The 23,561-nt window shown below is 60.6% G+C and carries 25 protein-coding genes; 7 read left to right on the forward strand and 18 right to left on the reverse strand.

The features are described 5' to 3' along the window. Nucleotides 1-24: 24 nt before the first annotated feature. The 4 genes from ACOYXG_RS08745 (at nt 25) to ACOYXG_RS08760 (ending at nt 3,661) form a co-directional block, all read left to right on the forward strand. Complete coding sequence (locus ACOYXG_RS08745) at nt 25-363, forward strand: YbaB/EbfC family nucleoid-associated protein (protein WP_003223337.1); 339 nt, start codon at nt 25-27, stop codon at nt 361-363. 263 nt (nt 364-626) lie between these two features. Beyond that, on the forward strand, nt 627-1,661 hold the full coding sequence (locus ACOYXG_RS08750; RefSeq protein WP_460357062.1) for an NADP-dependent oxidoreductase: 1,035 nt from the start codon (nt 627-629) through the stop codon (nt 1,659-1,661). Nucleotides 1,662-1,727: 66 nt separating this feature from the next. Next, entirely contained in the window at nt 1,728-2,330 is a 603-nt protein-coding gene (recR, locus tag ACOYXG_RS08755; RefSeq protein WP_027613263.1) for a recombination mediator RecR, read from the forward strand. 182 nt (nt 2,331-2,512) lie between these two features. Beyond that, nucleotides 2,513-3,661: an acyl-CoA dehydrogenase family protein gene (locus ACOYXG_RS08760; RefSeq protein WP_336841178.1), complete on the forward strand. Its 1,149-nt coding sequence runs from the start codon at nt 2,513-2,515 to the stop codon at nt 3,659-3,661. A 110-nt stretch (nt 3,662-3,771) separates the two neighbouring features. On the opposite strand, the gene ACOYXG_RS08765 is transcribed toward ACOYXG_RS08760, so the two are convergent. Both ACOYXG_RS08765 and fnr read right to left on the reverse strand, forming a co-directional pair. After that, nucleotides 3,772-4,320, reverse strand: a complete 549-nt coding sequence (locus ACOYXG_RS08765; protein ID WP_003223345.1) for an adenine phosphoribosyltransferase — start codon at nt 4,318-4,320, stop codon at nt 3,772-3,774. Nucleotides 4,321-4,398: 78 nt separating this feature from the next. Beyond that, complete coding sequence (gene fnr, locus ACOYXG_RS08770) at nt 4,399-5,133, reverse strand: fumarate/nitrate reduction transcriptional regulator Fnr (protein WP_003223347.1); 735 nt, start codon at nt 5,131-5,133, stop codon at nt 4,399-4,401. Nucleotides 5,134-5,288: 155 nt separating this feature from the next. Between fnr and ACOYXG_RS08775 the strand changes: the two genes are divergently transcribed. Further along, nucleotides 5,289-5,771: a hypothetical protein gene (locus ACOYXG_RS08775; protein WP_027613260.1), complete on the forward strand. Its 483-nt coding sequence runs from the start codon at nt 5,289-5,291 to the stop codon at nt 5,769-5,771. Here the strand turns inward: ACOYXG_RS08775 and hemN are convergent. The 8 genes from hemN to ACOYXG_RS08815 all read right to left on the reverse strand — a co-directional run bounded on the left by hemN (nt 5,768) and on the right by ACOYXG_RS08815 (nt 13,773). After that, nucleotides 5,768-7,150 carry an oxygen-independent coproporphyrinogen III oxidase gene (hemN, locus tag ACOYXG_RS08780; protein ID WP_103368392.1) on the reverse strand — a complete coding sequence of 461 codons (1,383 nt, stop codon included), beginning with the start codon at nt 7,148-7,150 and terminating at the stop codon, nt 5,768-5,770. The genes ACOYXG_RS08775 and hemN overlap by 4 nt on opposite strands. Nucleotides 7,151-7,345: 195 nt before the next feature. Continuing rightward, nucleotides 7,346-8,029 carry a sulfite exporter TauE/SafE family protein gene (locus ACOYXG_RS08785; protein WP_285374603.1) on the reverse strand — a complete coding sequence of 228 codons (684 nt, stop codon included), beginning with the start codon at nt 8,027-8,029 and terminating at the stop codon, nt 7,346-7,348. Further along, nucleotides 8,022-8,234 carry a cbb3-type cytochrome oxidase assembly protein CcoS gene (gene ccoS / locus ACOYXG_RS08790; RefSeq protein WP_007965536.1) on the reverse strand — a complete coding sequence of 71 codons (213 nt, stop codon included), beginning with the start codon at nt 8,232-8,234 and terminating at the stop codon, nt 8,022-8,024. The genes ACOYXG_RS08785 and ccoS overlap by 8 nt, the downstream gene beginning before the upstream one ends. A 22-nt stretch (nt 8,235-8,256) precedes the next feature. Beyond that, nucleotides 8,257-10,707: a heavy metal translocating P-type ATPase gene (locus ACOYXG_RS08795; protein ID WP_460357067.1), complete on the reverse strand. Its 2,451-nt coding sequence runs from the start codon at nt 10,705-10,707 to the stop codon at nt 8,257-8,259. A 212-nt stretch (nt 10,708-10,919) separates the two neighbouring features. Beyond that, nucleotides 10,920-11,459, reverse strand: a complete 540-nt coding sequence (locus tag ACOYXG_RS08800) for a FixH family protein (protein ID WP_097087648.1) — start codon at nt 11,457-11,459, stop codon at nt 10,920-10,922. Between the two features lie 11 nt (nt 11,460-11,470). Continuing rightward, the gene (ccoG, locus tag ACOYXG_RS08805) at nt 11,471-12,886 is read right to left on the reverse strand and encodes a cytochrome c oxidase accessory protein CcoG (protein ID WP_027613255.1); all 1,416 of its coding nucleotides are present in this window, start codon (nt 12,884-12,886) and stop codon (nt 11,471-11,473) included. A 222-nt stretch (nt 12,887-13,108) separates the two neighbouring features. After that, entirely contained in the window at nt 13,109-13,519 is a 411-nt protein-coding gene (locus tag ACOYXG_RS08810) for a type II toxin-antitoxin system VapC family toxin (protein WP_097087649.1), read from the reverse strand. After that, nucleotides 13,519-13,773 carry a type II toxin-antitoxin system Phd/YefM family antitoxin gene (locus tag ACOYXG_RS08815; protein ID WP_047599120.1) on the reverse strand — a complete coding sequence of 85 codons (255 nt, stop codon included), beginning with the start codon at nt 13,771-13,773 and terminating at the stop codon, nt 13,519-13,521. Before ACOYXG_RS08815 ends, ACOYXG_RS08810 begins: the two co-directional genes overlap by 1 nt. A 626-nt stretch (nt 13,774-14,399) precedes the next feature. On the opposite strand from ACOYXG_RS08815, the gene ACOYXG_RS08820 reads away from it, so the two are divergent. After that, complete coding sequence (locus tag ACOYXG_RS08820; RefSeq protein WP_097087651.1) at nt 14,400-15,404, forward strand: metallophosphoesterase family protein; 1,005 nt, start codon at nt 14,400-14,402, stop codon at nt 15,402-15,404. Between the two features lie 56 nt (nt 15,405-15,460). On the opposite strand, the gene ccoP (ACOYXG_RS08825) is transcribed toward ACOYXG_RS08820, so the two are convergent. From ccoP (ACOYXG_RS08825) to ccoN (ACOYXG_RS08860), 8 genes are all read right to left on the reverse strand, one after another. Beyond that, nucleotides 15,461-16,444 (reverse strand): cytochrome-c oxidase, cbb3-type subunit III, encoded by a 984-nt coding sequence (gene ccoP / locus ACOYXG_RS08825; RefSeq protein ID WP_096797659.1) that lies wholly within the window; start codon nt 16,442-16,444, stop codon nt 15,461-15,463. Then, on the reverse strand, nt 16,441-16,626 hold the full coding sequence (locus tag ACOYXG_RS08830) for a CcoQ/FixQ family Cbb3-type cytochrome c oxidase assembly chaperone (protein ID WP_003175465.1): 186 nt from the start codon (nt 16,624-16,626) through the stop codon (nt 16,441-16,443). Before ACOYXG_RS08830 ends, ccoP (ACOYXG_RS08825) begins: the two co-directional genes overlap by 4 nt. Nucleotides 16,627-16,632: 6 nt before the next feature. Further along, nucleotides 16,633-17,241: a cytochrome-c oxidase, cbb3-type subunit II gene (gene ccoO, locus ACOYXG_RS08835; RefSeq protein WP_024164411.1), complete on the reverse strand. Its 609-nt coding sequence runs from the start codon at nt 17,239-17,241 to the stop codon at nt 16,633-16,635. After that, nucleotides 17,241-18,683, reverse strand: coding sequence for a cytochrome-c oxidase, cbb3-type subunit I (gene ccoN, locus ACOYXG_RS08840; RefSeq protein WP_007969186.1), 1,443 nt, complete (start codon nt 18,681-18,683; stop codon nt 17,241-17,243). The genes ccoO (ACOYXG_RS08835) and ccoN (ACOYXG_RS08840) overlap by 1 nt, the downstream gene beginning before the upstream one ends. Nucleotides 18,684-19,168: 485 nt before the next feature. Next, nucleotides 19,169-20,119 carry a cytochrome-c oxidase, cbb3-type subunit III gene (gene ccoP, locus ACOYXG_RS08845; RefSeq protein ID WP_097087653.1) on the reverse strand — a complete coding sequence of 317 codons (951 nt, stop codon included), beginning with the start codon at nt 20,117-20,119 and terminating at the stop codon, nt 19,169-19,171. Next, nucleotides 20,116-20,313, reverse strand: a complete 198-nt coding sequence (locus ACOYXG_RS08850; RefSeq protein ID WP_097087655.1) for a cbb3-type cytochrome oxidase subunit 3 — start codon at nt 20,311-20,313, stop codon at nt 20,116-20,118. Before ACOYXG_RS08850 ends, ccoP (ACOYXG_RS08845) begins: the two co-directional genes overlap by 4 nt. Before the next feature lie 3 nt (nt 20,314-20,316). Next, the gene (ccoO, locus tag ACOYXG_RS08855; protein WP_003223389.1) at nt 20,317-20,925 is read right to left on the reverse strand and encodes a cytochrome-c oxidase, cbb3-type subunit II; all 609 of its coding nucleotides are present in this window, start codon (nt 20,923-20,925) and stop codon (nt 20,317-20,319) included. 10 nt (nt 20,926-20,935) lie between these two features. Continuing rightward, nucleotides 20,936-22,360, reverse strand: a complete 1,425-nt coding sequence (gene ccoN, locus ACOYXG_RS08860) for a cytochrome-c oxidase, cbb3-type subunit I (RefSeq protein WP_047293096.1) — start codon at nt 22,358-22,360, stop codon at nt 20,936-20,938. Nucleotides 22,361-22,455: 95 nt separating this feature from the next. On the opposite strand from ccoN (ACOYXG_RS08860), the gene ACOYXG_RS08865 reads away from it, so the two are divergent. Next, nucleotides 22,456-23,133: an alpha/beta family hydrolase gene (locus ACOYXG_RS08865; RefSeq protein ID WP_027613247.1), complete on the forward strand. Its 678-nt coding sequence runs from the start codon at nt 22,456-22,458 to the stop codon at nt 23,131-23,133. The last annotated feature ends 428 nt before the right edge of the window (nt 23,134-23,561 follow it).

The following is a 23,561-nucleotide window of genomic DNA, read 5'->3' on the forward strand; positions in this document are numbered from 1 at the left end:
CCAAGTACTTTTGAGGTGATTCCCATGATGAAAGGTGGCATGGCCGGCCTGATGAAGCAGGCACAGCAGATGCAGGAAAAAATGGCCAAGATGCAGGAAGAACTGGCCAACGCCGAAGTCACCGGCAAGGCTGGTGGCGATATGGTCACCGTGGTAATGACCGGTCGTCACGACGTGAAAAGCGTCAGCATCGATCCAAGCCTGGTTGAAGGCCTGAGCGAAGACGACAAGGAAATGCTCGAAGCTGTGGTCGCCGCCGCCGTCAACGACGCCGTGCGCAAGATCGAAGCCAACAGCCAGGAAAAAATGGGCAGCATGACCGCCGGCATGAACCTGCCAGCAGGTATGAAACTGCCATTCTGATTCGCCAATGCGGGTTGGATGAGCTACACAAAATGCCAGGCATCGCGCCTGGCATTTTTGTTTCTGGCTCCTGGAGGTGCGGTGTCTTTGATGCCGCCTTCGCGAGCAGGCTCGCTCCCACATTTGGAATGCATTTCCCTGTGGGAGCGAGCCTGCTCGCGAATGAACTCACCTCGGTACAACTGAATAAACATCGAACGCCCCAATGCCACAAAGGTCTGCTCCCTATACCCCCGAGTTCATCATTCACAGGAGACGCTGACATGTCCGACCCTCTGACCCTCAACCAACGCTTCGTCCTCGCCTCGCGCCCGGTCGGCGCGCCGACTCCGGAAAACTTCCGTCTGGAGCGCGAAGCGTTGCCTGATCTCGAAGACGGCCAGGTGCTGCTGAAAACCCTGTACCTGTCGCTGGACCCGTACATGCGCGGGCGCATGAGCGATGCACCGTCCTACGCCGCGCCGGTACAAATCGGCGAAGTGATGACCGGTGGCGCTGTCAGCCGTGTCGAGAATTCCCGTCATCCGAAATTCCATCAGGGCGATCTGGTGGTCGGCCTCACCGGCTGGCAGAGCCACAGCATCAGCGACGGCCGCAACATCATGCCGATTCCGTCCGGCCTGCCGAGCCCGTCGATGGCCCTCGGTGTACTGGGCATGCCGGGGATGACCGCGTACATGGGGCTGATCGACATCGGTCAGCCGAAAGAAGGCGAGACCCTGGTGGTGGCTGCAGCGTCCGGTGCGGTCGGTTCAGTGGTCGGTCAGGTGGCGAAGATCAAGGGCCTGCGCGCCGTGGGTGTGGCCGGTGGAGCCGACAAATGCAAATACGTGGTCGAGGAATTGGGGTTTGATGCCTGCATCGATCACAAGGCGCCGGACTTTGCCGAACAACTGGCCAAGGCTTGCCCGAATGGCATCGACATCTATTACGAAAACGTCGGCGGGCATGTGTTCGATGCCGTGGTGCCGCTGCTCAACCCCAAGGCGCGGATCCCGCTGTGCGGGCTGATCGCCGGTTACAACGCCACTGAGGTGCCGCATGGCCCGGATCGTCTGCCAATGCTGCAGCGTACGTTGCTGACCAAGCGTGTGCGGATTCAGGGCTTCATCGTGTTTGATGACTACGGCGACCGTCAGCCGGAATTCATCAGCCACATGGTGCCGTGGGTGCGCGACGGCAAGGTCAAATTCCGCGAAGACGTGGTGGAAGGTCTGGAGCAGGCACCCGAGGCGTTCATCGGGCTGCTGGAGGGGCGCAACTTCGGCAAACTGGTGGTGAAGGTTGCCCAGGACTGAGCATTTGACGCTGGCCAGAGGCGCGGGTATAAACCGCGTCTCGTTGTTTTGTCGGACTTTTTACCCATGAGCTTCAGCCCTTTGATTCGCCAACTGATCGACGCCCTGCGCACTTTGCCGGGTGTGGGTCAGAAAACCGCCCAGCGCATGGCGTTGCAGTTGCTCGAGCGTGATCGCAGCGGCGGCACGCGCCTGGCCCAGGCCTTGAGCCAGGCCATGGAAGGGGTGGGTCACTGCCGTCAGTGCCGCACGCTGACCGAAGACGATCTGTGCCCGCAATGCGCCGACACGCGCCGCGACGACACGCTGCTGTGCGTGGTGGAAGGGCCGATGGACGTGTATGCGGTGGAGCAAACGGGTTTCCGTGGGCGCTACTTCGTGCTCAAGGGCCACCTGTCGCCGCTCGACGGCCTGGGGCCGGAGGCCATCGGTATTCCGCAGTTGATGGCGCGTATTGAAGAGGCGGGCAGCTTTACTGAAGTCATCCTCGCCACCAACCCGACGGTGGAAGGTGAGGCGACCGCGCATTACATCGCCCAACTGCTCAGCAACAAGGGCCTGATCGCTTCGCGGATTGCCCATGGCGTGCCGCTGGGTGGGGAGCTGGAGTTGGTGGATGGCGGAACGCTGGCGCATTCGTTCGCCGGGCGTAAACCGATTTCCCTCTGAGTTCAGCGGTGCTTTGACTGGCGCCTTCGCGAGCAAGCCCGCTCCCACATTGGAATGCATTCTCCTGTGGGAGCGGGCTTGCTCGCGAATGGCGCACCTCGGTCTGACTGATACACACAAACATATTGAAAACCAAGCAAGCGCTCGGTTAACGTCGGCCAACCCTTCGATGGAGTTCGCCGATGCCTGCCTTCCAGGAATACTTCGACCCCAGCCACCAAATGGTTCGCGACAGCGTCAGACGTTTCGTCGAGCGCGAGGTCCTGCCGGACATCGATGCGTGGGAAGAAGCCGAAAGCTTTCCCCGTGAGCTGTACCTGAAGGCCGGGGCGGCGGGGATTCTCGGTATCGGTTATCCCGAAGTGCTGGGCGGCAGCCACGAAGGTGATGTGTTCGCCAAGGTTGCCGCCAGCGAAGAACTGATGCGCTGCGGCTCCGGTGGGCTGGTCGCGGGCCTCGGTTCGCTGGATATCGGCCTGCCACCGATCGTCAAATGGGCCCGGCCCGAGGTGCGCGACCGCGTCGTGCCGCAAGTGCTCAGCGGCGAGAAGATCAGCGCGTTGGCGATTACCGAACCCGGCGGCGGATCCGACGTCGCCAACCTGCAGACCCGCGCCGTGCGTGACGGCGAGTTCTACCGGGTCAGCGGTAGCAAAACCTTCATCACCAGCGGCGTGCGTGCCGATTTCTACACTGTCGCGGTGCGCACCGGAGCGCCGGGTTTCGGTGGCATCAGCCTGCTGTTGATCGAGAAGGGCACCCCAGGCTTCACGGTAGGCCGCCAGCTAAAGAAAATGGGCTGGTGGGCCTCGGACACCGCTGAGCTGTTCTTCGACGATTGCAGGGTGCCTGTGGGCAATCTGGTCGGCGCCGAGAACATGGGTTTCGCCTGCATCATGGGCAATTTCCAGAGTGAACGGCTGGCGCTGGCGCTGATGGCCAACATGACCTCGCAGCTCGCGCTCGAAGAGGCGCTGAAGTGGGCGCGTGAGCGTGAGGCGTTCGGCAAACCCATCGGCAAGTTTCAGGTGATCAAGCACCGGCTGGCCGAGATGGCCACGGCGCTGGAAGTATCGCGCGAGTTCACCTACCGCCAGGCGGCGAAAATGGCGGCGGGGCAGAGCGTGATCAAGGAGATTTCCATGGCCAAGAACGTCGCCACGGACACCTCGGACCGGATTACCACCGAGGCAGTGCAGATTCTTGGCGGCCTGGGTTACATGCGCGAAAGCCTGGTGGAGCGGCTGTATCGGGATAACCGCATTCTGTCGATTGGCGGCGGGACGCGGGAGGTGATGAACGAGATTATCAGCAAGCAGATGGGGCTTTAGGTTCTGCGTTGAGGCGGCCGGCCCCTTCGCGAGCAGGCTCGCTCCCACAGGAGAATGCATTCCAAATGTGGGAGCGAGCCTGCTCGCGAAAGCGGTCTGACAGGCGCTACTTACTTATCAGTCAGGGCAAACTGCGTCAGGCAGAAGGTAGGGATGCCCATATCTTCCAGACGCTGCGACCCACCCAACTCCGGCAGATCGATAATCGCCGCCGCCTCATGCACCCGCGCGCCCATGCGGCGGATCAGGTTGGCGGCTGCGATCAGCGTGCCACCGGTGGCAATCAGGTCATCGAACATCACCACCGAATCGCCTTCGCACAGGCTGTCGGCGTGCACTTCGAGGAACGCTTCGCCGTACTCGGTCGCGTAACCTTCGGCCAGCACGTCCGCCGGCAGTTTGCCCTGCTTGCGGAACAGTACCAGCGGCTTGTTCAACTGGTAGGCCAGCACCGAACCGATCAGGAAACCGCGCGCATCCATCGCGCCGATGTGGGTGAAATCGGCTTCCACATAACGGTGGGCGAAGCTGTCCATCACCAGGCGCAGGGCCTTGGGCGACTGGAACAGCGGGGTGATGTCGCGAAAGATCACGCCCGGTTTCGGGAAGTCGATCACGGGGCGGATCAGGGATTTGATGTCGAAGGAGTCGAAGACCATCGTCGAGGTGTCCTGGCAGGGCTGCAAACGGCGCAGTATACCCGCGGCTGAAACGCTTCGCTCAACCGCGGATCGAGATCAGCCTTCGAGCGAGCCGCCGGCCAGGGCGCAGAGCTGGATCGGGTCGAGGATGTGGATCTCTTTGCCCTCGGCGGCGATCAGTTCGTTCTGCTGGAAGCGGGTGAATACCCGTGACACGGTTTCCACCGCCAGGCCCAGATAATTGCCGATTTCATTACGCGACATGCTCAGGCGGAACTGGTTGGCCGAGAACCCGCGAGCCCGGAAGCGGGCCGACAGATTGACCAGGAACGTGGCGATGCGCTCGTCGGCGGTTTTCTTCGACAGCAACAGCATCATTTGCTGGTCATCACGGATCTCGCGGCTCATCACCCGCATCAACTGACGGCGCAGCTGCGGCAGTTGCAGGGCCAGTTCATCAAGGCGTTCGAACGGAATTTCGCAGACCGAGGTGGTCTCCAGGGCCTGGGCCGACACCGGGTGTTTCTCGGTGTCCATGCCGGACAGGCCGACCAGTTCGCTCGGCAGGTGGAAACCGGTGAGCTGTTCTTCGCCGCTGTCGCTCAGGCTGAAGGTTTTCAGGGCGCCGGAGCGTACTGCATAAACGGAATCGAAGGTGTCGCCCTGACGGAACAGGAACTCACCCTTTTTCAACGGGCGGCCACGTTTAACGATTTCGTCCAGCGCATCCATGTCTTCCAGATTCAGAGAAAGTGGCAGGCAGAGAGGGGCCAGGCTGCAATCCTTGCAATGGGCCTGGTTGTGAGCGCGCAGTTTGACTGGCTCGGACATTTCTTAAATCCTTGTGGGAAAACACACATAAGCCGTAAGGGTAACCCACGGGAGGACATTCAGGCCAGTCTGCGGCGAGTTTGTCCCACGGGCGTAAAGCCGCAGGGCAAGTGGCCGATAAACAGGTATCAACACGCATGCAAGGAATCGCTTCGATGGCCGCCATTGACACGCTGAACCCCGGTAACAGCGGCGTTGCGTCTGTGCCGAGCATCGCCAGGACAGACACCGACAGCGAGCAGAATGCCGCCTCTGCGCCGTTGGCAACCCCGACCTTGGTCGAGGGCGTCAAAGTGTCGCTGTCCGGCGCCTCCATCGAAAAATCCTTCAGCGTCGGTGGTGAGAACAGCGACATCGAAGACAGCGGCTTGCCCGAGAATGTCCAGCAGTTGCTGAAGATGATCCGCAAACTGCAAAAAGAGATCGCCGAGAAGAAAGCCCGGATGGCGGCCGTCATGTCCGACAGAACACTGACCAACGAAGCCAAGGTCAATATGCTCGCCGCGCTGCGCGGTGCCATCGCCGCCCTGAATACCGGGCTGATCAGCGCCAATCTGGCCCTGTCCAAAGTCATGGATCAGTCCGGCCTCACCTCCGAGCAGAACCTCAAACTCGGCTCACTGCTGACGAAAAACTAGATCACCCGCGAGAAACGCTGACGGTTCTGCTGTTCCAGATACGCGTCGAACACCATGCACACCGAACGCACCAGCAGACGCCCGGCCGGCAACACCTCGATGCGCTCGCGTTCCAGCGTGATCAATCCATCGTTGGCCATGCCTTGCAGTTGCGGCCACAGCGCGCCGAAGTAACCCTGAAAATCGATGTTGAACGCCTGCTCGATTTCGGCGAATTCCAGGCTGAAATTGCAGATCAGTTGCTGGATCACCGCGCGGCGCAGGCGATCGTCGGCATTGCACACCAGGCCACGGCTGGTCGCCAGTTGCGCGGCGGCGAGGGTGTTCTGGTACTGGTTCAGATCGCTATTGTTCTGGCAGTAGAGATCGCCGATCTGGCTGATCGCCGACACCCCAAGACCAATCAGGTCGCAATGACCGTGGGTGGTGTAGCCCTGAAAGTTGCGCTGCAGGGTCTGTTCTTCCTGGGCAATCGCCAGCTCATCGTCGGGCAGGGCGAAGTGATCCATGCCGATGTAGCGGTAGCCGGCGGCGGTCAGTTGTTCGATGGTGCGCTGAAGCATTTCGAGTTTCTGCGCAGGGCTCGGCAGCTCGTGGCTGTTGATCCGCCGCTGCGGCATGAAGCGCTCCGGCAAGTGCGCATAATTGAACACCGAGAGCCGGTCTGGTTGCAGGCTGATGACTTCCTCGACGGTGCGCGCAAAGTTCTCCGGTGTCTGTTTGGGCAGGCCGTAGATCAGGTCGATGTTGATCGAGCGAAATTGCAGGGTGCGCGCGGCGTCGATCACCGCGCGGGTTTCTTCCAGGCTTTGCAGGCGATTGACCGCCCGTTGCACCGCCGGATCGAGGTCTTGCAAGCCGATGCTGACCCGGTTGAAGCCGAGTTCGCGCAACAGACCCATGGTCGACCAGTCGGCCTCGCGTGGGTCGATCTCGATGCCGTAGTCGCCGGAATCGTCATCCAGCAGATTGAAGTGTTTGCGCAGGTGCGCCATCAACTGCCGCAGTTCGTCGTGGCTGAGAAAGGTCGGAGTGCCGCCGCCGAAGTGCAGTTGCTCGACTTTCTGCGCCGGTTCCAGGTGACAGGCGATCAACTGGATTTCCTGCTCCAGCCGCTGCAGATACGGCTGTGCGCGACCGCGATCCTTGGTGATGACCTTGTTGCAGGCGCAGTAGTAGCAAATGTTCGCGCAGAACGGCACGTGCACATACAGCGACAAGGGGCGCAACGCCTTGCGGCTGTCGCGCAGGGCGTGGAACAGGTCGAAGGTGCCGACCTGGCTGTTGAATTGCACGGCCGTCGGATACGAGGTGTAGCGCGGCCCCGCCAGGTCGTAGCGGCGGATCAGATCAGTGTCCCAACGAATGGCGTCGAGCATGCGGGCATTCCCCCGGATAGGCTGGCAGTGTGGCGAGTCTAGGGGAGGGCGCGGCGGGGCATCTTGATTTGTATCAACGGGGAGGATTCGTATAAGTCACGCGGCCCCATCGCGAGCAGGCTCGCTCCCACAGGAGATTTGTGGCGTACACAAAACCTGTGGGAGCGAGCCTGCTCGCGAAGGCCGCGCCGCCGGTCAGTGGCCCATCAGCCAGTGCTGGTGCGGCCCCGGCAGGGTCCAGATGCCGAACAGGATCACCAGCAGACCGCCGGCCATGCGCACGCTGCGTTTGCGCAGCAGCGCCGTGACCCGCTCGGCGGCGAGGCCGGTGGCCAGCAACACCGGCCAGGTACCGAGCCCGAAGGCGAGCATCAGCAACGCGCTGTCGAGTGCATTGCCCTGGCTGGCCGACCACAGCAATGTGCTGTAAACCAGCCCGCACGGCAGCCAGCCCCAAAGCGCGCCGAGCAATAAAGCGCGGGGCAGGCTCGACACCGGCAACAGCCGATTGGCGACAGGTTGAATGTAGCGCCAGAGACCACGGCCCAGGCTTTCGATGCGTGTCAGGCCGCTCCACCAGCCCGCCAGATACAGGCCCATGGCGATCAGCAGCAAACCCGCAAGCACGCGCATGAACAACGCCGCAGGACTGTTGGCCACCGCCCATCCCGCCAACCCGGTCAGTAGACCGGCCGTGGCATAGCTGAGAATCCGCCCGAGGTTATAGGCCAGCAGCAGACGAAAGCGTCGGCTGCGCTGCTCCTTGGGGATCGCCAGGGTCAGCGCGCCCATCAGGCCGCCGCACATCCCCAGGCAATGCCCGCCACCGAGCAGGCCGAGGATCAGCGCGGAAACCAGCAGCGGCGCCAGCTCAAGCATGGGGTGGCGCCTTGTCCTGCGGTTTGTCGGCTTTGGCTTCGTCCACGGCGGCGGTGTGGTTCGGGTCCTGATCGTCGAACAGGATGCTGTGGGCCGGACCATCAAGATCGTCGTACTGTCCGCTGTCCACCGCCCAGAAAAAGATGTACACGGCGATGGCCACGATCAGCAGGGCGGCCGGGATCATCACGTAAAGAGCTGGCATCGGTACTCCAGGCCCGAGCGGCTCAGGCCGGCAACGGACGGGTTTCTGAACGGGTGCCGGCGACCGGCGCGCTCGGCAGGCGAGTCAAGCGCAGGGCGTTGAGCACCACGGTCAACGAACTGATCGACATGCCGACCGCAGCCCACACCGGGGTGATCCAGCCGAGGGCGGCAAACGGCAACATGAGGCCATTGTACAGCGCCGCCCACAGCAGGTTCTCGATGATTACCCGACGGGTTCTGCGCGCTAAGGTAAAGGCTTGCACCAGCGCGTCGAGGCGGTTGGACAGCAGCACCGCGTCGGCGCTGGTTTTCGCCAGATCGGTGGCCGAACCCATGGCCACGCTGATGTCGGCAGCAGCCAGCACCGGCACGTCGTTCACACCATCGCCGAGCATCAACACCTTGCGTCCTTCTTGATGAAGCTGTTGCAGCACCTGCAATTTGTCGTCCGGACGCAGACCGCCACGGGCCTCGTCGATACCCAGTTCGGCGGCGACACTGGCGACCATCGGCGAGCTGTCGCCAGACAGCAGCAGTGTGCGCCAGCCACGCGCCTTGCACGCGGCGAGCAGGGCGGGCGCATCGTCGCGCAGGCGATCGTCGAGAACGAACCACGCCAGCGCTGCCGAGTCATCACCGAGCAGCAGCCACTGACCCGGTTCATCCGGCATCGCCGGCAGCGGCGAACCGCTGAGGGCGCAGACAAATTCTGCCTGACCGATGCGCAAACGCTGTGTGCCAACCAGCCCTTCGAGGCCAAGTCCCGGCGTGCTGTGCACTTCTTCAGCCGCCAGTGGCGCACGACCGAAGGCGCGGGCAATCGGGTGTTCCGAACGATTTTCCAATGCGGCGGCAAGGCTCAGGCACTGGTCGCTGTTCAGCGTGCCCAGTGGACGGATCGAACGCAAAACCAGCCGCCCCTCGGTGAGCGTGCCGGTCTTGTCGAAAATCACCGTGTCAATCTGGTTCAGGCCTTCCAGTACATGGCCGCGCGTCAGCAACAGGCCGAGTTTGTGCAGGGTGCCAGTGGCGGCGGTCAACGCCGTCGGGGTTGCCAGCGACAGCGCGCAAGGGCAGGTCGCCACCAGCATCGCCAGCACGATCCAGAATGCCCGCGACGCATCCAGCTGCCACCACAACAGGCCGATGGCCGCCGCTGCAATCAGCGACAACAGCAAGAACCACTGCGCCGCGCGGTCGGCGATTTCCGCCAATCGCGGTTTCTCGGCCTGGGCGCGATCAAGCAGACGGACGATGGCCGACAGGCGTGTGTCCTGACCCAGCGCCAGAACCTCGACGGTGAGCGCGCCTTCGACATTCAGCGTGCCAGCGGTGACCGCATCGCCCAGCGTGCGCGGTTGCGGCAGGTATTCGCCGGTCAGCAGCGATTCGTCGATGCTCGACTGGCCATCAAGGATCTTGCCATCCGCCGGCAGGATCGAACCCGGTTGCACCAGCACCCGATCGCCAAGGCGCAATTCGCTGAGCAGAATGCGTTCGCTCTGGCCATCGGCGTCGAGGCGCAGGCACGAGGCCGGCAACAGGTTCACAAGCTGCGCGGTGGCCGCGGCGGTGCGCTCGCGGGCGCGGCGTTCCAGATAGCGCCCGGCGAGCAGGAACAGCGCGAACATCCCGACCGCATCGAAATACAGCTCACCGACGCCGGTGATCGAGGTCCAGATCCCGGCAATGTAGGCGCTGCCGATCGCCAGCGACACCGAGACATCCATGGTCAGGTGGCGGGTGCGCAGATCGCGCATCGCGCCTTTGAAGAACGGCGCGCAGCTGTAGAACACGATCGGTGTGGTCAGGAACAGCGCGACCCAACGCAGGATCGTGTGCAGTTCGGGGCTGAGGTCGATGTTGAATTCCGGCCAGGTCGCCATGGTCGCCATCATTGCCTGAAACCACAGCAGCCCGGCGACACCGAGCTGACGCAACGCGAGACGGTTTTCGCTGGCCAGTTGCTCGCTGGCGCGGTCGGCCTGATAGGGGTGGGCGGCGTAACCGATGTGGCGCAGCTCGGCGAGGATCTGGCTCAGCGGCAATTGTGCGTCGGCCCATTGCACGTGCAGGCGATGGTTGGACAGATTCAGCCGCGCCTCGGCCACTGCCGGCAGGCTGCGCAGGTGTTTCTCGATCAGCCAGCCGCAGGCGGCGCAACTGATGCCTTCCATCAACAGGGTGGTTTCGGCGAGTTCGCCCTCGTGACGGACGAAGGGTTTTTGCACGTCGGCGCGGTCGTACAGCGCCAGTTCATCGGTCAATTGCACCGGCAAGGCTTCGGGATTGGCCGAAGCTTCGCTGCGATGCTGGTAATAGCTTTCCAGACCACCGGCGACGATGGCTTCGGCCACGGCCTGGCAGCCGGGACAGCAGAACTCGCGGGACTCCCCGAGCACGACGGCGGTGAAGCGACTGCATGACGGGACGGGCAGGGCGCAGTGGTAGCATGGGAGTGGGGTGGTCATGGCATCGTTGAGGGGGTAAGCCCTTGCATTGGGGTTGTCCGCTTGCCCTCACCCCAGCCCTCTCCCGGAGGGAGAGGGAGCCGATTGATGGAGGCCGGAAAAGAGGTGCATCCACGGATATCGTCACTGCCATACACAAGGCATGCGAGCGGCCGAAATCAGTCCCCTCTCCCTCCGGGAGAGGGTTAGGGTGAGGGGCTTCTGCAGTTTATTTATTTATCCAGGTCTTCGGCGCCCTGCAGCGGTTCGTCACCGAGCAGCAGATCCTTGTCGTGGCTGACCTGTTCCTCTTCGAACATGCGCCACACGTGGTCGTCCTGCGTGCCCAGCAATTCGACAAAACGTCGGCCTTCGACCTTGTCGCCCAACTGACCGATGTAACGGCCGGTTTCGGTTTCGCTGCGGGTCAGGACGATCTTGCGATCCTTCTCCGGCTGGGTCGGCGAGATCAGGTTCAGTTCCAGAGTTTTCGGCTGGCTGTCACCGCTCAGGCGCAGGTCGACTTCGCCGGTGAGCTCATCCAGATGCACGCTGGCGCGCATCTTCAGCTCCTGCGCCAGCAGCTCGCGATCCAGTGAGCGGTTGATGCCTTTGCCGGCCTCGTAGTAGTTGTCGTTGACCAGGTTGTCCGGGTTGTTCACCGCAATGGTCACCATCGACAGGGTCAAGGTCACCGAACAGGCCAGAATCCCGATGATGATCCATGGCCAAAGGTGCTTGTACCAAGGACTGGCGGCGTTTGCTGCGGGCATGTTCAGTTCTCTCAACGGGTTTGTGGGCCGATGAATCGGCTCTTGGCTTCAACGTGGACGCTATCATCGTCGGCATCTTTGAGGATGAATTTCACCTCGTTGGTGCTCGACGGCAATTGTTCCGGTGCGCTCGACAACTCCACCGGCATGCTGAAGATTTCGCCGGCCGGCACCTTGATCTCGCGTTTGCCTTGCAGGCGCAGATCCGGCAGGCCGGCGGCTTCCAGCACGTAGGTGTGGTCGCGCTGATCCTTGTTCATGATCTTCAGGCTGTAGACGTTTTCGATCCGGCCCTCGGCGTTCTCGCGGTACAGCACGCGGTCCTTGCTGACGTCGAAACCGACCAGCGAGCGCATGAAGAACGCGGTCACCAGCAGGCTGATCATCGCCAGCAGCACCACCGCATAGCCAATCAGGCGTGGCCGCAGTTTATGGGTTTTCTGGCCGGACAGGTTGTGTTCGGTGGTGTAGCTGATGAGGCCGCGCGGGTAGTCCATCTTGTCCATGATCGCGTCGCAGGCGTCGATACACGCGGCGCAACCGATGCACTCGATCTGCAGGCCGTCACGGATGTCGATACCCGTCGGGCATACCTGAACACACATGGTGCAATCGATGCAGTCGCCCAGACCCATGGCCTTGTAGTCGACACCTTTCTTGCGCGGGCCACGGCTTTCGCCGCGACGCGGGTCGTAGGAAACAATCAGGGTGTCCTTGTCGAACATCACGCTCTGGAAACGTGCGTAGGGGCACATGTAGATGCACACCTGCTCGCGCAGCCAGCCGGCGTTGCCGTAGGTGGCGAGGGTGAAGAAACCGACCCAGAAATACGACCAGCCATCGGCCTGACCGGTGAAGAATTCGAACACCAGTTCGCGGATTGGCGAGAAGTAGCCGACGAAGGTCATGCCGGTGACGAAGCCGATCAGCAGCCACAATGAATGCTTGGCGAGCTTGCGCAGGAACTTGTTGCCGCTCATCGGCGCTTTATCGAGCTTGATCCGCTGGTTGCGGTCGCCTTCGGTGACTTTCTCGCACCACATGAAAATCCACGTCCATACGCTTTGCGGACAGGTATAGCCGCACCAGACGCGGCCAGCGTAAACGGTGATGAAGAACAGGCCGAACGCCGCGATGATCAGCAGCCCCGACAGCAGGATGAAGTCCTGCGGCCAGAAGGTCGCACCAAAGATGAAGAACTTGCGTTCCGGCAGGTTCCACCACACCGCCTGATGCCCGCCCCAGTTCAGCCACACCGTACCGAAATACAACAGGAACAGCGCAGCGCCGCCGATCATCCGCAGATTGCGGAACAGGCCGGTGAAAGCACGGGTGTAGATTTTTTCTCGAGAGGCGTAAAGATCGACGCTGTTGTTCGCGTTTTTGCTCGGTGGTGTGACGTCGTGTACCGGAATCTGGTTGCTCATCATTGCATCCCACGGCAGTGGACAAATGCCTCGGTCGATACGTGCCGACCGCGGTCAGAAAGGGGTGTCGCAGTGGCGCAATGATACGCCTGTCGCTCTAACTCAAGGGTGCGACCTTTGGTCGCGTTGGGGAAAAAGCATTATTGGTGTAGCGAATGCAGCAAAGCCTGATGCAGATCAATTGACTTGTTGAGTATGGACGGTTTTGGGGTGGCGGCTAATTCAATGTTCCCATGGGTTGATCAGGGCGACGCCGCTCAAGCGGAAATCACCGACATTGCGCGTGACCACCGTGAGTCCATGCACCAGGGCCGTGGCAGCGATCAATGCATCGCTTTCATTGGCCTGGTCGGGTACATGCAGGCTGGCACAACGCAGTGCCACCGCGGCATCAACCGGCAGGATTCGGGCTTCGAATGCCGGAATGACGTGACGCGTCAGCCAACTGCGCAACAGCTTTCCTTGAGCAGGATCACGCCGTTCCATTCGCAGTACTCCGGTTTCCAGTTCTTTCAAAGTAATGGCGGAAATGTACAGGCGCGGGGCGATGACGCCTTTGGCCCAACTGACCACATTGGCATCGGCCTGCGGCTTGCGAAGTTCGGAAATCACATTGGTGTCGAGTAAATACATCAGGACAGATCCACGGGACGATGAATGATGACTGCGCGCTCGGTTTCGAAATCGATGTCGGCAGCCTCCGGCATGACCAACAAATCGACAATGCTCGTGTTTGCGCCGCTCAGTTTCTGATATTCCTCAATGCTCAACAGGACATGAGAGGCCTTGCCACGGTCGGTGATGATCACTGGACCCAGACGCGCAGCCTTTTTGGCGCTGCTGGTGTCCTGATTGAATTCACGGCTGGAGATGGTGGTGATTGCCATCATGGTTGACCTCTCGCAAAACAGATGTAGCAACGTTACTACTTCGCCTTGGGGGCGGCAATCAAGGAAGACAGAACTCAGCCGTCCGTGGGTCGGTCCGTGGCTGGCATAGTCGAGCCAGCCTCGCAAAAGGCGCAGGCCGGCTCGGATTGATTCAGACGTGGCTTCAATACTCAGGGAAGTCTGCCGCCGCCCAGGCTCTCGAGACTGCCGGTATTTCTGTGGGGCTTTGTGGTGCTTCTGGAGTCGGGTTGCAACGGATTACCCAGTGTCACGGCAATCGATTCCACGGGGTGGTTCGATGGATCGATTGTCTGATCGTTGTCTGTGAGTTTCTGATCAACCGGGAGAGGGTTTTTGCTGTCATTCAACATAGCGGCTTCATCCTTGAAGTGGCTCCGATGAGGGTCAACGGGCTGTGGACGACCCTACAGAGCATAGCGAATCGAGTCCATCAGGCATGTGTCTCAAAGTATTAATTTCGAAGGCGATTTCAATATTCCAGAAATATAATTAGTTAATTGATGGGTTTTGCTTTCTTGTTTTTTTCGAATAGCTTAGTGGCTGTTCTGCAGCGTGCTAGTTGCATGTTTATGTTTTGAAATTTAACGAAATAATGGAGTGTTATGAAAACCAAGGAAGTTAAAAAGCTTTTCGCTTGTCTGTGTCTGGTGTCCCTGACTTCTCTCACCAGTGCCAATGAAGGTATGCCGCAGCACATGGTATTTGCATCAGACCCGCAATACCCGTGGACAGAAAAGTCGGACAGTGGCGAGGATGAATCGAGCGCGGATTTCGAAAAACGCGCGAAATGGCTGGTGGAAACCCAGTTCGCGAGCATTGCCCAGTTCCGCACCGAGATGGGCGGGCAGGCTGCGGTGCCATTGATGATCAACGGTGACATGACCGCGTTTGGCCACGGCTGGCAGCGCTCTTTCATCGGTTCGATGCTTAAGAAACACTTTGGCGATCACGTGCTCTACGGATTGGGCAATCACGACTACCAGAACAACGTGAATGACTGTTTCAGTGAAAGTTGCGCAGCGGGCAGTATTGTTGATTACCGTGATCATCATGTCGGTAAAGTCGATGAATTTGATCTGGAAGTCACCGGCAGCTTTGTGAATAAACACTATCTGGGTAGTCTGGCTTATTCAAAGAATGTGGGTGAAGTGCATCTGGTGCAGTTGAACAATGAACCCACTTATGCGGTGAAGATTTCTCACGCGTTGAATCCGACCACATTCGATATCACGGCGTCGCTGGACTGGCTGGAAAATGATTTGCGAATAGCGCGAGCGCAGGGCTACGCGATCATTATCAACATGCACAAGCCCTATGAGTGGAAAGGCAGTTGGGATCAAGAGAAGCGCTTTCGCGAAATGATTGAAAAGTATCAGGTGACGGCGATGTTCGCCGGCCACTTCCACGACGAGGGTGGTAGCCAAACCTATATGGGGAGCGTGCCGATGTTTCTCAGCGGTTCAGCTTCTCAGCAGACGTACCTGACCGCCACTTTTTCCAAGGATCGCAAGCAATTGGAGGTGAGTCTGGTCGAGGACAATCAGTGGCGCAAACGTACGCCGGTGGCCACCGTGCCGGTGAAGTCGATCTGGGCCAGTAACCCATAAAAAAATCCCCCGCCAGAGCACTGGCGGGGGATTCTTCATTACATCAAGCCCTGGCCTTATTGCGCCTCGGCCTCCGGCGCTTTTTCACCGTGGGACAGGCTGTACACGTACGCTGCCAGCAGGTGCACCTTGTCATTGCCTTGCAGTTGTTCCTGCGCCGGCATCTGGCCCTGACGGCCGTAACGGATGGTCTGCTGCAGTTGGGCGAAGCTCGAACCGTAGATGAACGCGGCCGGGTGGGTCAGGTCAGGCGCGCCCATGGCCGGGGTGCCTTTGCCTGCTGGACCGTGGCAGGCCACGCAGTTGGCGGCGAACAGTTTCTGGCCGTTGGCCGGGTCAGCCTTGGTGCCTTCCGGCAGTTTGCGGCCATCGAGCTGGGTCACCACGAAGGCTGCGACATCGGCTACGCCTTGTTCGCCAATGACTTCGGCCCAGGCCGGCATCACCGCGTGTCGACCGCCCATGATGGTGGTCTTGATGGTTTCCGGCTCGCCGCCCCAGCGCCAGTCGGCGTCGGTCAGGTTCGGGAAGCCATAGGCGCCCTTGGCGTCGGAACCGTGGCATACCGAACAGTTGGAGGCGAACAGACGGCCGCCCATCTTCAGTGCTTGCGGATCCTTGGCCACTTCTTCGATTGGCATCGCCGCGAACTTGGCGAAGATCGGACCGAACTTGGCGTCCGAGCGGGCCATTTCCTTTTCCCACTCATGCACGCCGGTCCAGCCGGTCTGGCCGTTGGCGAACGCGGTCTGCTTGTCGTTATCGAGGTAGTTGTAGCCCGGCAGCAGGCCTTTCCAGTTGCCCAGGCCCGGGTACAGCACCAGATAACCCAGGGCGAACACGATGGTGCCCACGAACAGCATGAACCACCATTTCGGCAGTGGGTTGTCGTACTCCTCGATCCCGTCGAAGGAGTGGCCGACCGTTTCGTCCGTCTGTTCGCTGCGCTGGCCCTTGCGGGTCGACAGCAGCAGCCAGGTCAGGGCGAAGATCGTACCGAGACTGAGGACTGTGACGTACAGACTCCAGAATGTAGTCATTCTTTGTTACTCCTAGAAGCTTGCTCGACGTGCTTGATGGCTTCGGGATCATCCGCAAAAGGCAGCAAGGTTGCGTCTTCAAACTCCGACTTGCGCTTGGGGCTGAATACCCACAACGCCAAACCGATGAAGGCCACCATCACGACGACGGTGCCCAGGCCGCGAATCATCCCGATATCCATGAAGAATCACCGTTTGCTTTTGATGATGGTGCCCAGGCCCTGAAGGTAGGCCACCAGCGCGTCCATTTCGGTTTTGCCCTTCACGGCATCTTTTGCACCGGCGATGTCTTCGTCGGTGTAAGGGACGCCGAGCGTGCGCAACACTTCCATTTTCTTGGCCGTGTCTTTGCCGTCGAGCTTGTTTTCCACGAGGAACGGGTAAGCCGGCATTTTCGACTCAGGTACCACGTTGCGCGGGTTGTACAGGTGCGCACGCTGCCAGTCATCGGAGTAACGACCGCCCACGCGAGCCAGATCCGGGCCGGTCCGTTTGGAACCCCACAGGAACGGGTGGTCCCAGACGCTTTCACCGGCGACCGAGTAGTGGCCGTAGCGTTCGGTTTCAGCGCGGAACGGACGGATCATCTGCGAGTGGCAGCCGACACAACCGTTGGCGATATAGACGTCGCGGCCTTCCAGTTCCAGTGCCGAACGCGGCTTCATGCCTTCGACCGGCTTGTTGGTGACGTCCTGGAAGAACAGCGGAACGATCTGGGTCAGGCCGCCAATGCTGACGGCGATGACCATGAAGAAGGCCAGCAGGCCAATGTTCTTCTCGACAGCTTCATGCTTCATCAGTGAGCTCCAACAACAGCGATCTGGGCGGCGGCTTCGGCTTCAGCCGCGTTCGAGGCGCGCACGGTGCGCCAGACGTTGTAAGCCATCAGGAACATGCCGCTGGCGAAGAAAGCACCGCCCAGGGCACGGACGATGTAGCCCGGGTGGCTGGCCTGCAGCGCTTCGACGAACGAGTAGGTGAGGGTGCCGTCATCGTTGATTGCACGCCACATCAGACCCTGAGTGATGCCGTTGACCCACATCGAGGCGATGTACAGCACGGTACCGATGGTTGCGAGCCAGAAGTGCGCGTTGATCAGGCCGACGCTGTGCATCTGCGCACGACCGAACAGTTTCGGGATCATGTGGTAGATCGCGCCGATCGAAATCATTGCCACCCAACCCAAAGCGCCGGCGTGGACGTGGCCGATGGTCCAGTCGGTGTAGTGCGAGAGCGAGTTGACGGTCTTGATCGCCATCATCGGACCTTCGAAGGTCGACATGCCGTAGAACGCCAGCGACACCACGAGGAAGCGCAGGATCGGGTCGGTGCGCAGCTTATGCCAGGCGCCCGAGAGGGTCATCATGCCGTTGATCATGCCGCCCCAGCTTGGCGCCAGCAGGATGATCGACATCGCCATGCCCAGCGACTGTGCCCAGTCCGGCAGTGCGGTGTAGTGCAGGTGGTGCGGACCGGCCCAGATGTACAGGGTGATCAGCGCCCAGAAGTGCACGATCGACAGGCGATACGAGTAGATCGGACGCTCGGCCTGCTTCGGCACGAAGTAGTACATCATCCCGAGGAAGCCGGTGGTCAGGAAGAAGCCCACGGCGTTGTGGCCGTACCACCACTGGATCATCGCGTCGGTCGCGCCCGAATAGGCGGAGTAGGACTTGAAGAAACTCACCGGCAGGGAGGCGTGGTTGACGATGTGCAGCATTGCGGTCACGACGATGAACGCGCCGTAGAACCAGTTACCGACATAGATGTGTTTGGTCTTGCGCTTGGTGATGGTGCCGAAGAACACCAGCCCGTAGGAGACCCAGACAATGGCCAGCAGAATGGCGAGCGGCCATTCCAGTTCGGCGTATTCCTTGGTGGTGGTGTAACCCAGCGGCAAGGTAATGATGGCGCCGACGATGACCGCCTGCCAGCCCCAGAAGGTGAAGGCGGCAAGGCTGTCGGAGATCAGTCGCGTCTGGCAGGTTCGCTGCACGACATAGTAGGAAGTGGCAAACAGTGCACAACCACCGAAGGCGAAAATCACCAGGTTTGTGTGCAACGGGCGCAGGCGTCCAAAGCTCGTCCACGGCAGACCGAAGTTCAACTCCGGCCAGACCAGTTGCGAGGCGATGAAGACACCGAGCCCCATGCCAAGGATCCCCCAGACCACCGTCATGATGGCGAACTGGCGGACTACCTTATAGTTATAAGCAGTCGGACTGATTGCTGTGCTCATTCTAAGGTTCCACGGTTTGGGTGTTTTATTAGGATTAAAATCGGCCGCAAGTATGCAGAGAGCAGGGGGTCATTGCAACGCGCCATGACCTGGGTCAATGCTTTCCAACGCTGATTCTGCGGCCTTTCCATACGCCGCGTAAGGTCAAAATTGGCCTCGGACAAAATGTCGCAGCGGACGAAAAAAGCGAGGGGATCAGGTCGCTTGTAACGGGGTGTGTTCAAACGCTCAGTTCGGGTGACGGACGGTAAATGGCACGACAGCCGGTATCTACCGGCGTTTGCGGCCACATCAGTCAGCCGGTTCGCAGAACACAGCAGTCAGCGTTGACCTGGAACCAGCACAAGCCAGTCCGCATCGAGCAAGCGTAGACCCGAATCCGGGGAACCGAAAGGAGAGGGTGTGACGGGGTGCGACAATGCGTCGCAAAGGGGCGGGATGCTGCCGCACCGAGAATGGTGCGGCAGAGGTGTGTGCAATGATTACTATTTGTTGTCTTCAGTAATCAGCTTATCTGTATTCAATCCATGGCTCAGGCTGTACACATAGGCAGCTAGCAATTGCACTTTATCGTTGCCCAGCAGTTCGTTCTGCGCTGGCATGTGGCCCTGGCGACCGTGGCGTATGGTCTGCTCAAGCTGTGTCAGGCTGGTGCCGTAGATAAATCCGGCCGGGTGCGTCAGATTCGGCGCACCCATGGCTTCAGTGCCGTGGCCGGTTGCCCCATGACAGGCTACGCAGGTGGTGCTGAACGCTTGCTGTCCGGCTTGCAGGTCAGCCTTGCTGTCGGCAGGCAGCGGCAGGCCCGCGAGTTCGTGACGCACATACGCCGCGACGTTCTTCACCCCGGCTTCGCCGAGCACTTCGCCCCAGGCCGGCATCGCCGCCATCCGCCCACCCATGATGGTGGTCTTGATGGTCTCGGCGTCACCGCCCCAGCGCCAGTCCTTGTCGGCTAGGTTAGGGAAGCCGAAAGCGCCTTTGGCGTCGGAGCCGTGGCACACCGAGCAGTTGGAGGCGAACAACCGGCCACCCATTTTCAGCGCCTGCGGATCCTTCGCTACTTCCTCCACCGGCATGGCGGCGAATTTGGCGAAGATCGGCCCGAATTTGGCGTCGGCCTTGTTCATTTCCTTTTCCCACTCGTGCACGCCGGTCCAGCCGTCCTCGTAGCCGGGCAGAATACCTTTCCAGTTGCCGAGGCCCGGATACAGGATCAGATAGCCCACGGAAAACACCAGCGTGCCGGCGAACAGCATGAACCACCACTGCGGCAGCGGGTTGTCGTACTCCTCGATGCCGTCGAAGCTGTGGCCCATGGTCTGGTCGACGCTGCCCTTGGTCTCGCCCCGGCGGGTGCCGATCAGCAGCCAGGTCAGGCCGATCAGGCTGCCGATGGTCAGTACGCAGATCCACGTACTCCAGAAGGTGGTCATGGCCGGGTACTCCTTGTTTCAGGTGCTTGGGTAATGTCGGGTTGCGGCTCGTCGGCGAACGGCAGCAGGCGCGCTTCGGCGAATTCCGGGGTGCGCTTGCGGTTGAACACCCACAAGGTCAGACCGACGAAGGCGACGAACACCACGACCGTGCCGAGGCCACGTATGAGGCCTGTGCTCATTTCAATGACCATGGCTCACCTCTTGCTCTTGATCGCAGTGCCGAGCACTTGCAGGTAGGAGACGAGGGCGTCCATTTCGGTCTTGCCCTTGAGGCTGGCGACCGCGCCGCTGATGTCGTCGTCGGTGTACGGCACGCCGAGGGTGCGCATGGTCTTGAGCTTGGTTTCGGTGTGGCTGCTGTCGACCGCTTGCGTCACCAGCCACGGGTAGGCCGGCATTTTCGACTCCGGTACCACGTTGCGCGGGTTGTACAGGTGCGCGCGGTGCCAGTCGTCCGAGTAACGCGCGCCGACCCGGGCCAGGTCTGGCCCGGTACGCTTGGAACCCCAGAGGAATGGGTGATCCCATACGCTCTCACCGGCCACCGAGTAGTGCCCGTAGCGTTCGGTTTCGGCGCGGAACGGGCGGATCATCTGCGAGTGGCAGCCGACGCAGCCTTCGCGGATGTAGATATCGCGGCCTTCCAGTTGCAGCGCGGTGTAGGGCTTCATGCCTTCCACCGGTTTGTTGGTGACGTCCTGGAAGAACAGCGGGACGATCTGGGTCAGGCCGCCGATGCTCACGGCGAACACCATCAGCAGCATCAGCAGGCCGACGTTCTTTTCAATCGTTTCGTGTTTCATGGCGGACTCCTCAGGCCATCTGCGCGGCAGCAACGACGTCAGCAGGCTGCGAGGCCCGCACGGTGCGCCAGGTGTTGTAAGCCATCAGGAACATGCCGCTGAGGAAGATCGCCCCACCCACCAGACGCACGATGAAGCCAGGGTGGCTGGCCACCAGGGTTTCGACGAAGGAGTAAGTCAGCGTGCCGTCCTCGTTGACTGCGCGCCACATCAGGCCCTGGGCGATGCCGTTGACCCACATCGAGGCGATGTAGAGCACGGTGCCGATGGTCGCGAGCCAGAAGTGCGCGTTGATCAGGCCGATGCTGTGCATCTGCTCTTTGCCGAAGACTTTCGGGATCATGTGGTAAAGCGCGCCGATCGAGATCATCGCCACCCAGCCGAGGGCGCCGGCGTGTACGTGGCCGATGGTCCAGTCGGTGTAGTGGGAGAGGGCGTTGACGGTCTTGATTGCCATCATCGGACCTTCGAAGGTCGACATGCCGTAGAACGCCAGCGACACCACGAGGAAGCGCAGGATCGGGTCGCTGCGCAGCTTATGCCAGGCGCCCGAGAGGGTCATCATGCCGTTGATCATGCCGCCCCAGCTCGGTGCCAGCAGAATCAGCGACATCACCATCCCCAGCGACTGTGCCCAGTCCGGCAGCGCGGTGTAGTGCAGGTGGTGGGGGCCGGCCCAGATGTACAGGGTGATCAGCGCCCAGAAGTGCACGATCGACAGGCGATACGAATACACCGGACGTTCGGCCTGTTTCGGCACGAAGTAGTACATCATCCCGAGGAAACCGGCGGTGAGGAAAAAGCCCACGGCGTTGTGGCCGTACCACCATTGCACCATCGCGTCGGTTGCACCGGCGTACACCGAGTAGGACTTGGTCAGGCTCACCGGCAACTCAAGGTTGTTGACGATGTGCAGGATCGCCACGGTGATGATGAACGCGCCGAAGAACCAGTTGCCGACGTAGATGTGCTTGGTCTTGCGCTGCATGATCGTGCCGAAGAACACGATGGCGTAGGCGACCCAGACGATGGTGATCAGAATGTCGATCGGCCATTCCAGCTCGGCGTATTCCTTGGAGCTGGTGTAACCCAGTGGCAGGCTGATCGCCGCCAATAGAATCACCAGTTGCCAGCCCCAGAAGCAGAACGCGGCGATTTTCGGTGCGAACAATTGCGTCTGGCAGGTGCGCTGCACCGAGTAGAACGAACTGGCGAACAAGGCACAGCCGCCGAACGCGAAGATCACCGCGTTGGTGTGCAGCGGGCGCAGGCGGCCGAAACTGGTCCAGGGCAAATTGAAGTTGAGTTCCGGCCAGACCAATTGGGCCGCGAGAAAAACCCCGAGCCCCATGCCGACGATGCCCCACACCACCGTCATAATGGCGAATTGGCGGACCACCTTGTAGTTGTAGGCGGTACTGATAGAAGTGTTCATGGTTCCCCATCCACGGTTCAGCCGAAGTGAGCGCGCGCAGAAAACGCCGCGAATCCTTCGCCTGGAGTTATAGGCAGACTAAAAGCGAGGCAAGCATGGACAAACAGCACAAGGCCAGTATTGACGGGGATCAATGGGCGCAGTGCGTGCGGGATCATGGGTGGTTGTGGGATGCCGCGTCGGGCGAGGCTTCGGCGACTTTGATCCTGGCGCATGGGGCAGGGGCGCCGATGGACAGTGAGTGGATGACGGATATGGCTGGGCGCCTTGCTGCACTTGGGGTGAATGTGTTGCGGTTTGAGTTTCCGTATATGGCGCAGCGGCGGGTGGATGGCAGTAAACGGCCGCCTAATCCGGCGCCGAAACTGCTTGAGTGCTGGCGCGAAGTGTTCGCTGAAGTGCGACGTCATGTCGCTGGGACTTTGGCCATCGGTGGTAAGTCCATGGGCGGGCGGATGGCCAGTCTTTTAGCTGACGAGTTGGGCGCCGATGCGCTTGTCTGTCTTGGATATCCGTTTTATGCGGTTGGGAAACCTGAGAAACCGCGGGTTGAGCATTTGGCTTCTTTGCGGACTCGGACGTTGATTGTTCAGGGCGAGCGGGATGCTCTCGGAAATCGGGACGCTGTCGAGGCTTACGATCTATCGCCGAGTATTGAGGTGTTTTGGTTAGCCTCTGGGGATCATGATTTGAAGCCGCTCAAGGTTTCCGGGTTTACGCATTCGGACCATTTGGCTTCGGCGGTGGAGAAGGTTGCCGGGTTTCTTCGTTGAGGTTTGGTTGGGGGGTATATCCGTTGCTGCGGTAACGGCGACTTAGGGTTTCGCCCTTACGGCGACTCACTTTTTTTACAAGCGCCTAAAAAAAGTAAGCAAAAAAACGCTTGCTCCTACGTTCGGCCCGCTCGCTGGGGCTCGGGGTTCCTTCGCTCCGGGATCCATCCGGGCGCAGCGCCTACGGTTTGCTTCGCTGCACCTCCTCTCGCTGTGTTTGGCTTCGCCAAACGGTCGCTGCGCTCCCACCCCCGGATGAATCCCTCCGCTCAGCCTTCCGATGTCGCCTGTGGATCAAGATCAAAAGCGGTACTCGAGCTAACGCTCATCGTGTTGAGTGGTGAGGAGCAAGAGCGGTGCGCGTTCTGCTCTTGCTTTTGTGTGGGAACCCGCCTGCTGGCGATGGCGGCCTGACAGCCGACCAATTC

This window comes from Pseudomonas sp. G3-39, from assembly GCF_054790485.1.

What these genes read in the sequence shown, in the direction of transcription:
- ACOYXG_RS08745 (WP_003223337.1), top strand. Translation starts at nt 25, where the DNA reads ATGATGAAAGGTGGCATGGCCGGCCTGATGAAGCAGGCACAGCAGATG.
- ACOYXG_RS08750 (WP_460357062.1), top strand. Translation starts at nt 627, where the DNA reads ATGTCCGACCCTCTGACCCTCAACCAACGCTTCGTCCTCGCCTCGCGC.
- recR (WP_027613263.1), top strand. Translation starts at nt 1,728, where the DNA reads ATGAGCTTCAGCCCTTTGATTCGCCAACTGATCGACGCCCTGCGCACT.
- ACOYXG_RS08760 (WP_336841178.1), top strand. Translation starts at nt 2,513, where the DNA reads ATGCCTGCCTTCCAGGAATACTTCGACCCCAGCCACCAAATGGTTCGC.
- ACOYXG_RS08765 (WP_003223345.1), bottom strand. Translation starts at nt 4,320, where the DNA reads ATGGTCTTCGACTCCTTCGACATCAAATCCCTGATCCGCCCCGTGATC.
- fnr (WP_003223347.1), bottom strand. Translation starts at nt 5,133, where the DNA reads ATGTCCGAGCCAGTCAAACTGCGCGCTCACAACCAGGCCCATTGCAAG.
- ACOYXG_RS08775 (WP_027613260.1), top strand. Translation starts at nt 5,289, where the DNA reads ATGGCCGCCATTGACACGCTGAACCCCGGTAACAGCGGCGTTGCGTCT.
- hemN (WP_103368392.1), bottom strand. Translation starts at nt 7,150, where the DNA reads ATGCTCGACGCCATTCGTTGGGACACTGATCTGATCCGCCGCTACGAC.
- ACOYXG_RS08785 (WP_285374603.1), bottom strand. Translation starts at nt 8,029, where the DNA reads ATGCTTGAGCTGGCGCCGCTGCTGGTTTCCGCGCTGATCCTCGGCCTG.
- ccoS (WP_007965536.1), bottom strand. Translation starts at nt 8,234, where the DNA reads ATGCCAGCTCTTTACGTGATGATCCCGGCCGCCCTGCTGATCGTGGCC.
- ACOYXG_RS08795 (WP_460357067.1), bottom strand. Translation starts at nt 10,707, where the DNA reads ATGACCACCCCACTCCCATGCTACCACTGCGCCCTGCCCGTCCCGTCA.
- ACOYXG_RS08800 (WP_097087648.1), bottom strand. Translation starts at nt 11,459, where the DNA reads ATGCCCGCAGCAAACGCCGCCAGTCCTTGGTACAAGCACCTTTGGCCA.
- ccoG (WP_027613255.1), bottom strand. Translation starts at nt 12,886, where the DNA reads ATGAGCAACCAGATTCCGGTACACGACGTCACACCACCGAGCAAAAAC.
- ACOYXG_RS08810 (WP_097087649.1), bottom strand. Translation starts at nt 13,519, where the DNA reads ATGTATTTACTCGACACCAATGTGATTTCCGAACTTCGCAAGCCGCAG.
- ACOYXG_RS08815 (WP_047599120.1), bottom strand. Translation starts at nt 13,773, where the DNA reads ATGGCAATCACCACCATCTCCAGCCGTGAATTCAATCAGGACACCAGC.
- ACOYXG_RS08820 (WP_097087651.1), top strand. Translation starts at nt 14,400, where the DNA reads ATGAAAACCAAGGAAGTTAAAAAGCTTTTCGCTTGTCTGTGTCTGGTG.
- ccoP (WP_096797659.1), bottom strand. Translation starts at nt 16,444, where the DNA reads ATGACTACATTCTGGAGTCTGTACGTCACAGTCCTCAGTCTCGGTACG.
- ACOYXG_RS08830 (WP_003175465.1), bottom strand. Translation starts at nt 16,626, where the DNA reads ATGGATATCGGGATGATTCGCGGCCTGGGCACCGTCGTCGTGATGGTG.
- ccoO (WP_024164411.1), bottom strand. Translation starts at nt 17,241, where the DNA reads ATGAAGCATGAAGCTGTCGAGAAGAACATTGGCCTGCTGGCCTTCTTC.
- ccoN (WP_007969186.1), bottom strand. Translation starts at nt 18,683, where the DNA reads ATGAGCACAGCAATCAGTCCGACTGCTTATAACTATAAGGTAGTCCGC.
- ccoP (WP_097087653.1), bottom strand. Translation starts at nt 20,119, where the DNA reads ATGACCACCTTCTGGAGTACGTGGATCTGCGTACTGACCATCGGCAGC.
- ACOYXG_RS08850 (WP_097087655.1), bottom strand. Translation starts at nt 20,313, where the DNA reads ATGGTCATTGAAATGAGCACAGGCCTCATACGTGGCCTCGGCACGGTC.
- ccoO (WP_003223389.1), bottom strand. Translation starts at nt 20,925, where the DNA reads ATGAAACACGAAACGATTGAAAAGAACGTCGGCCTGCTGATGCTGCTG.
- ccoN (WP_047293096.1), bottom strand. Translation starts at nt 22,360, where the DNA reads ATGAACACTTCTATCAGTACCGCCTACAACTACAAGGTGGTCCGCCAA.
- ACOYXG_RS08865 (WP_027613247.1), top strand. Translation starts at nt 22,456, where the DNA reads ATGGACAAACAGCACAAGGCCAGTATTGACGGGGATCAATGGGCGCAG.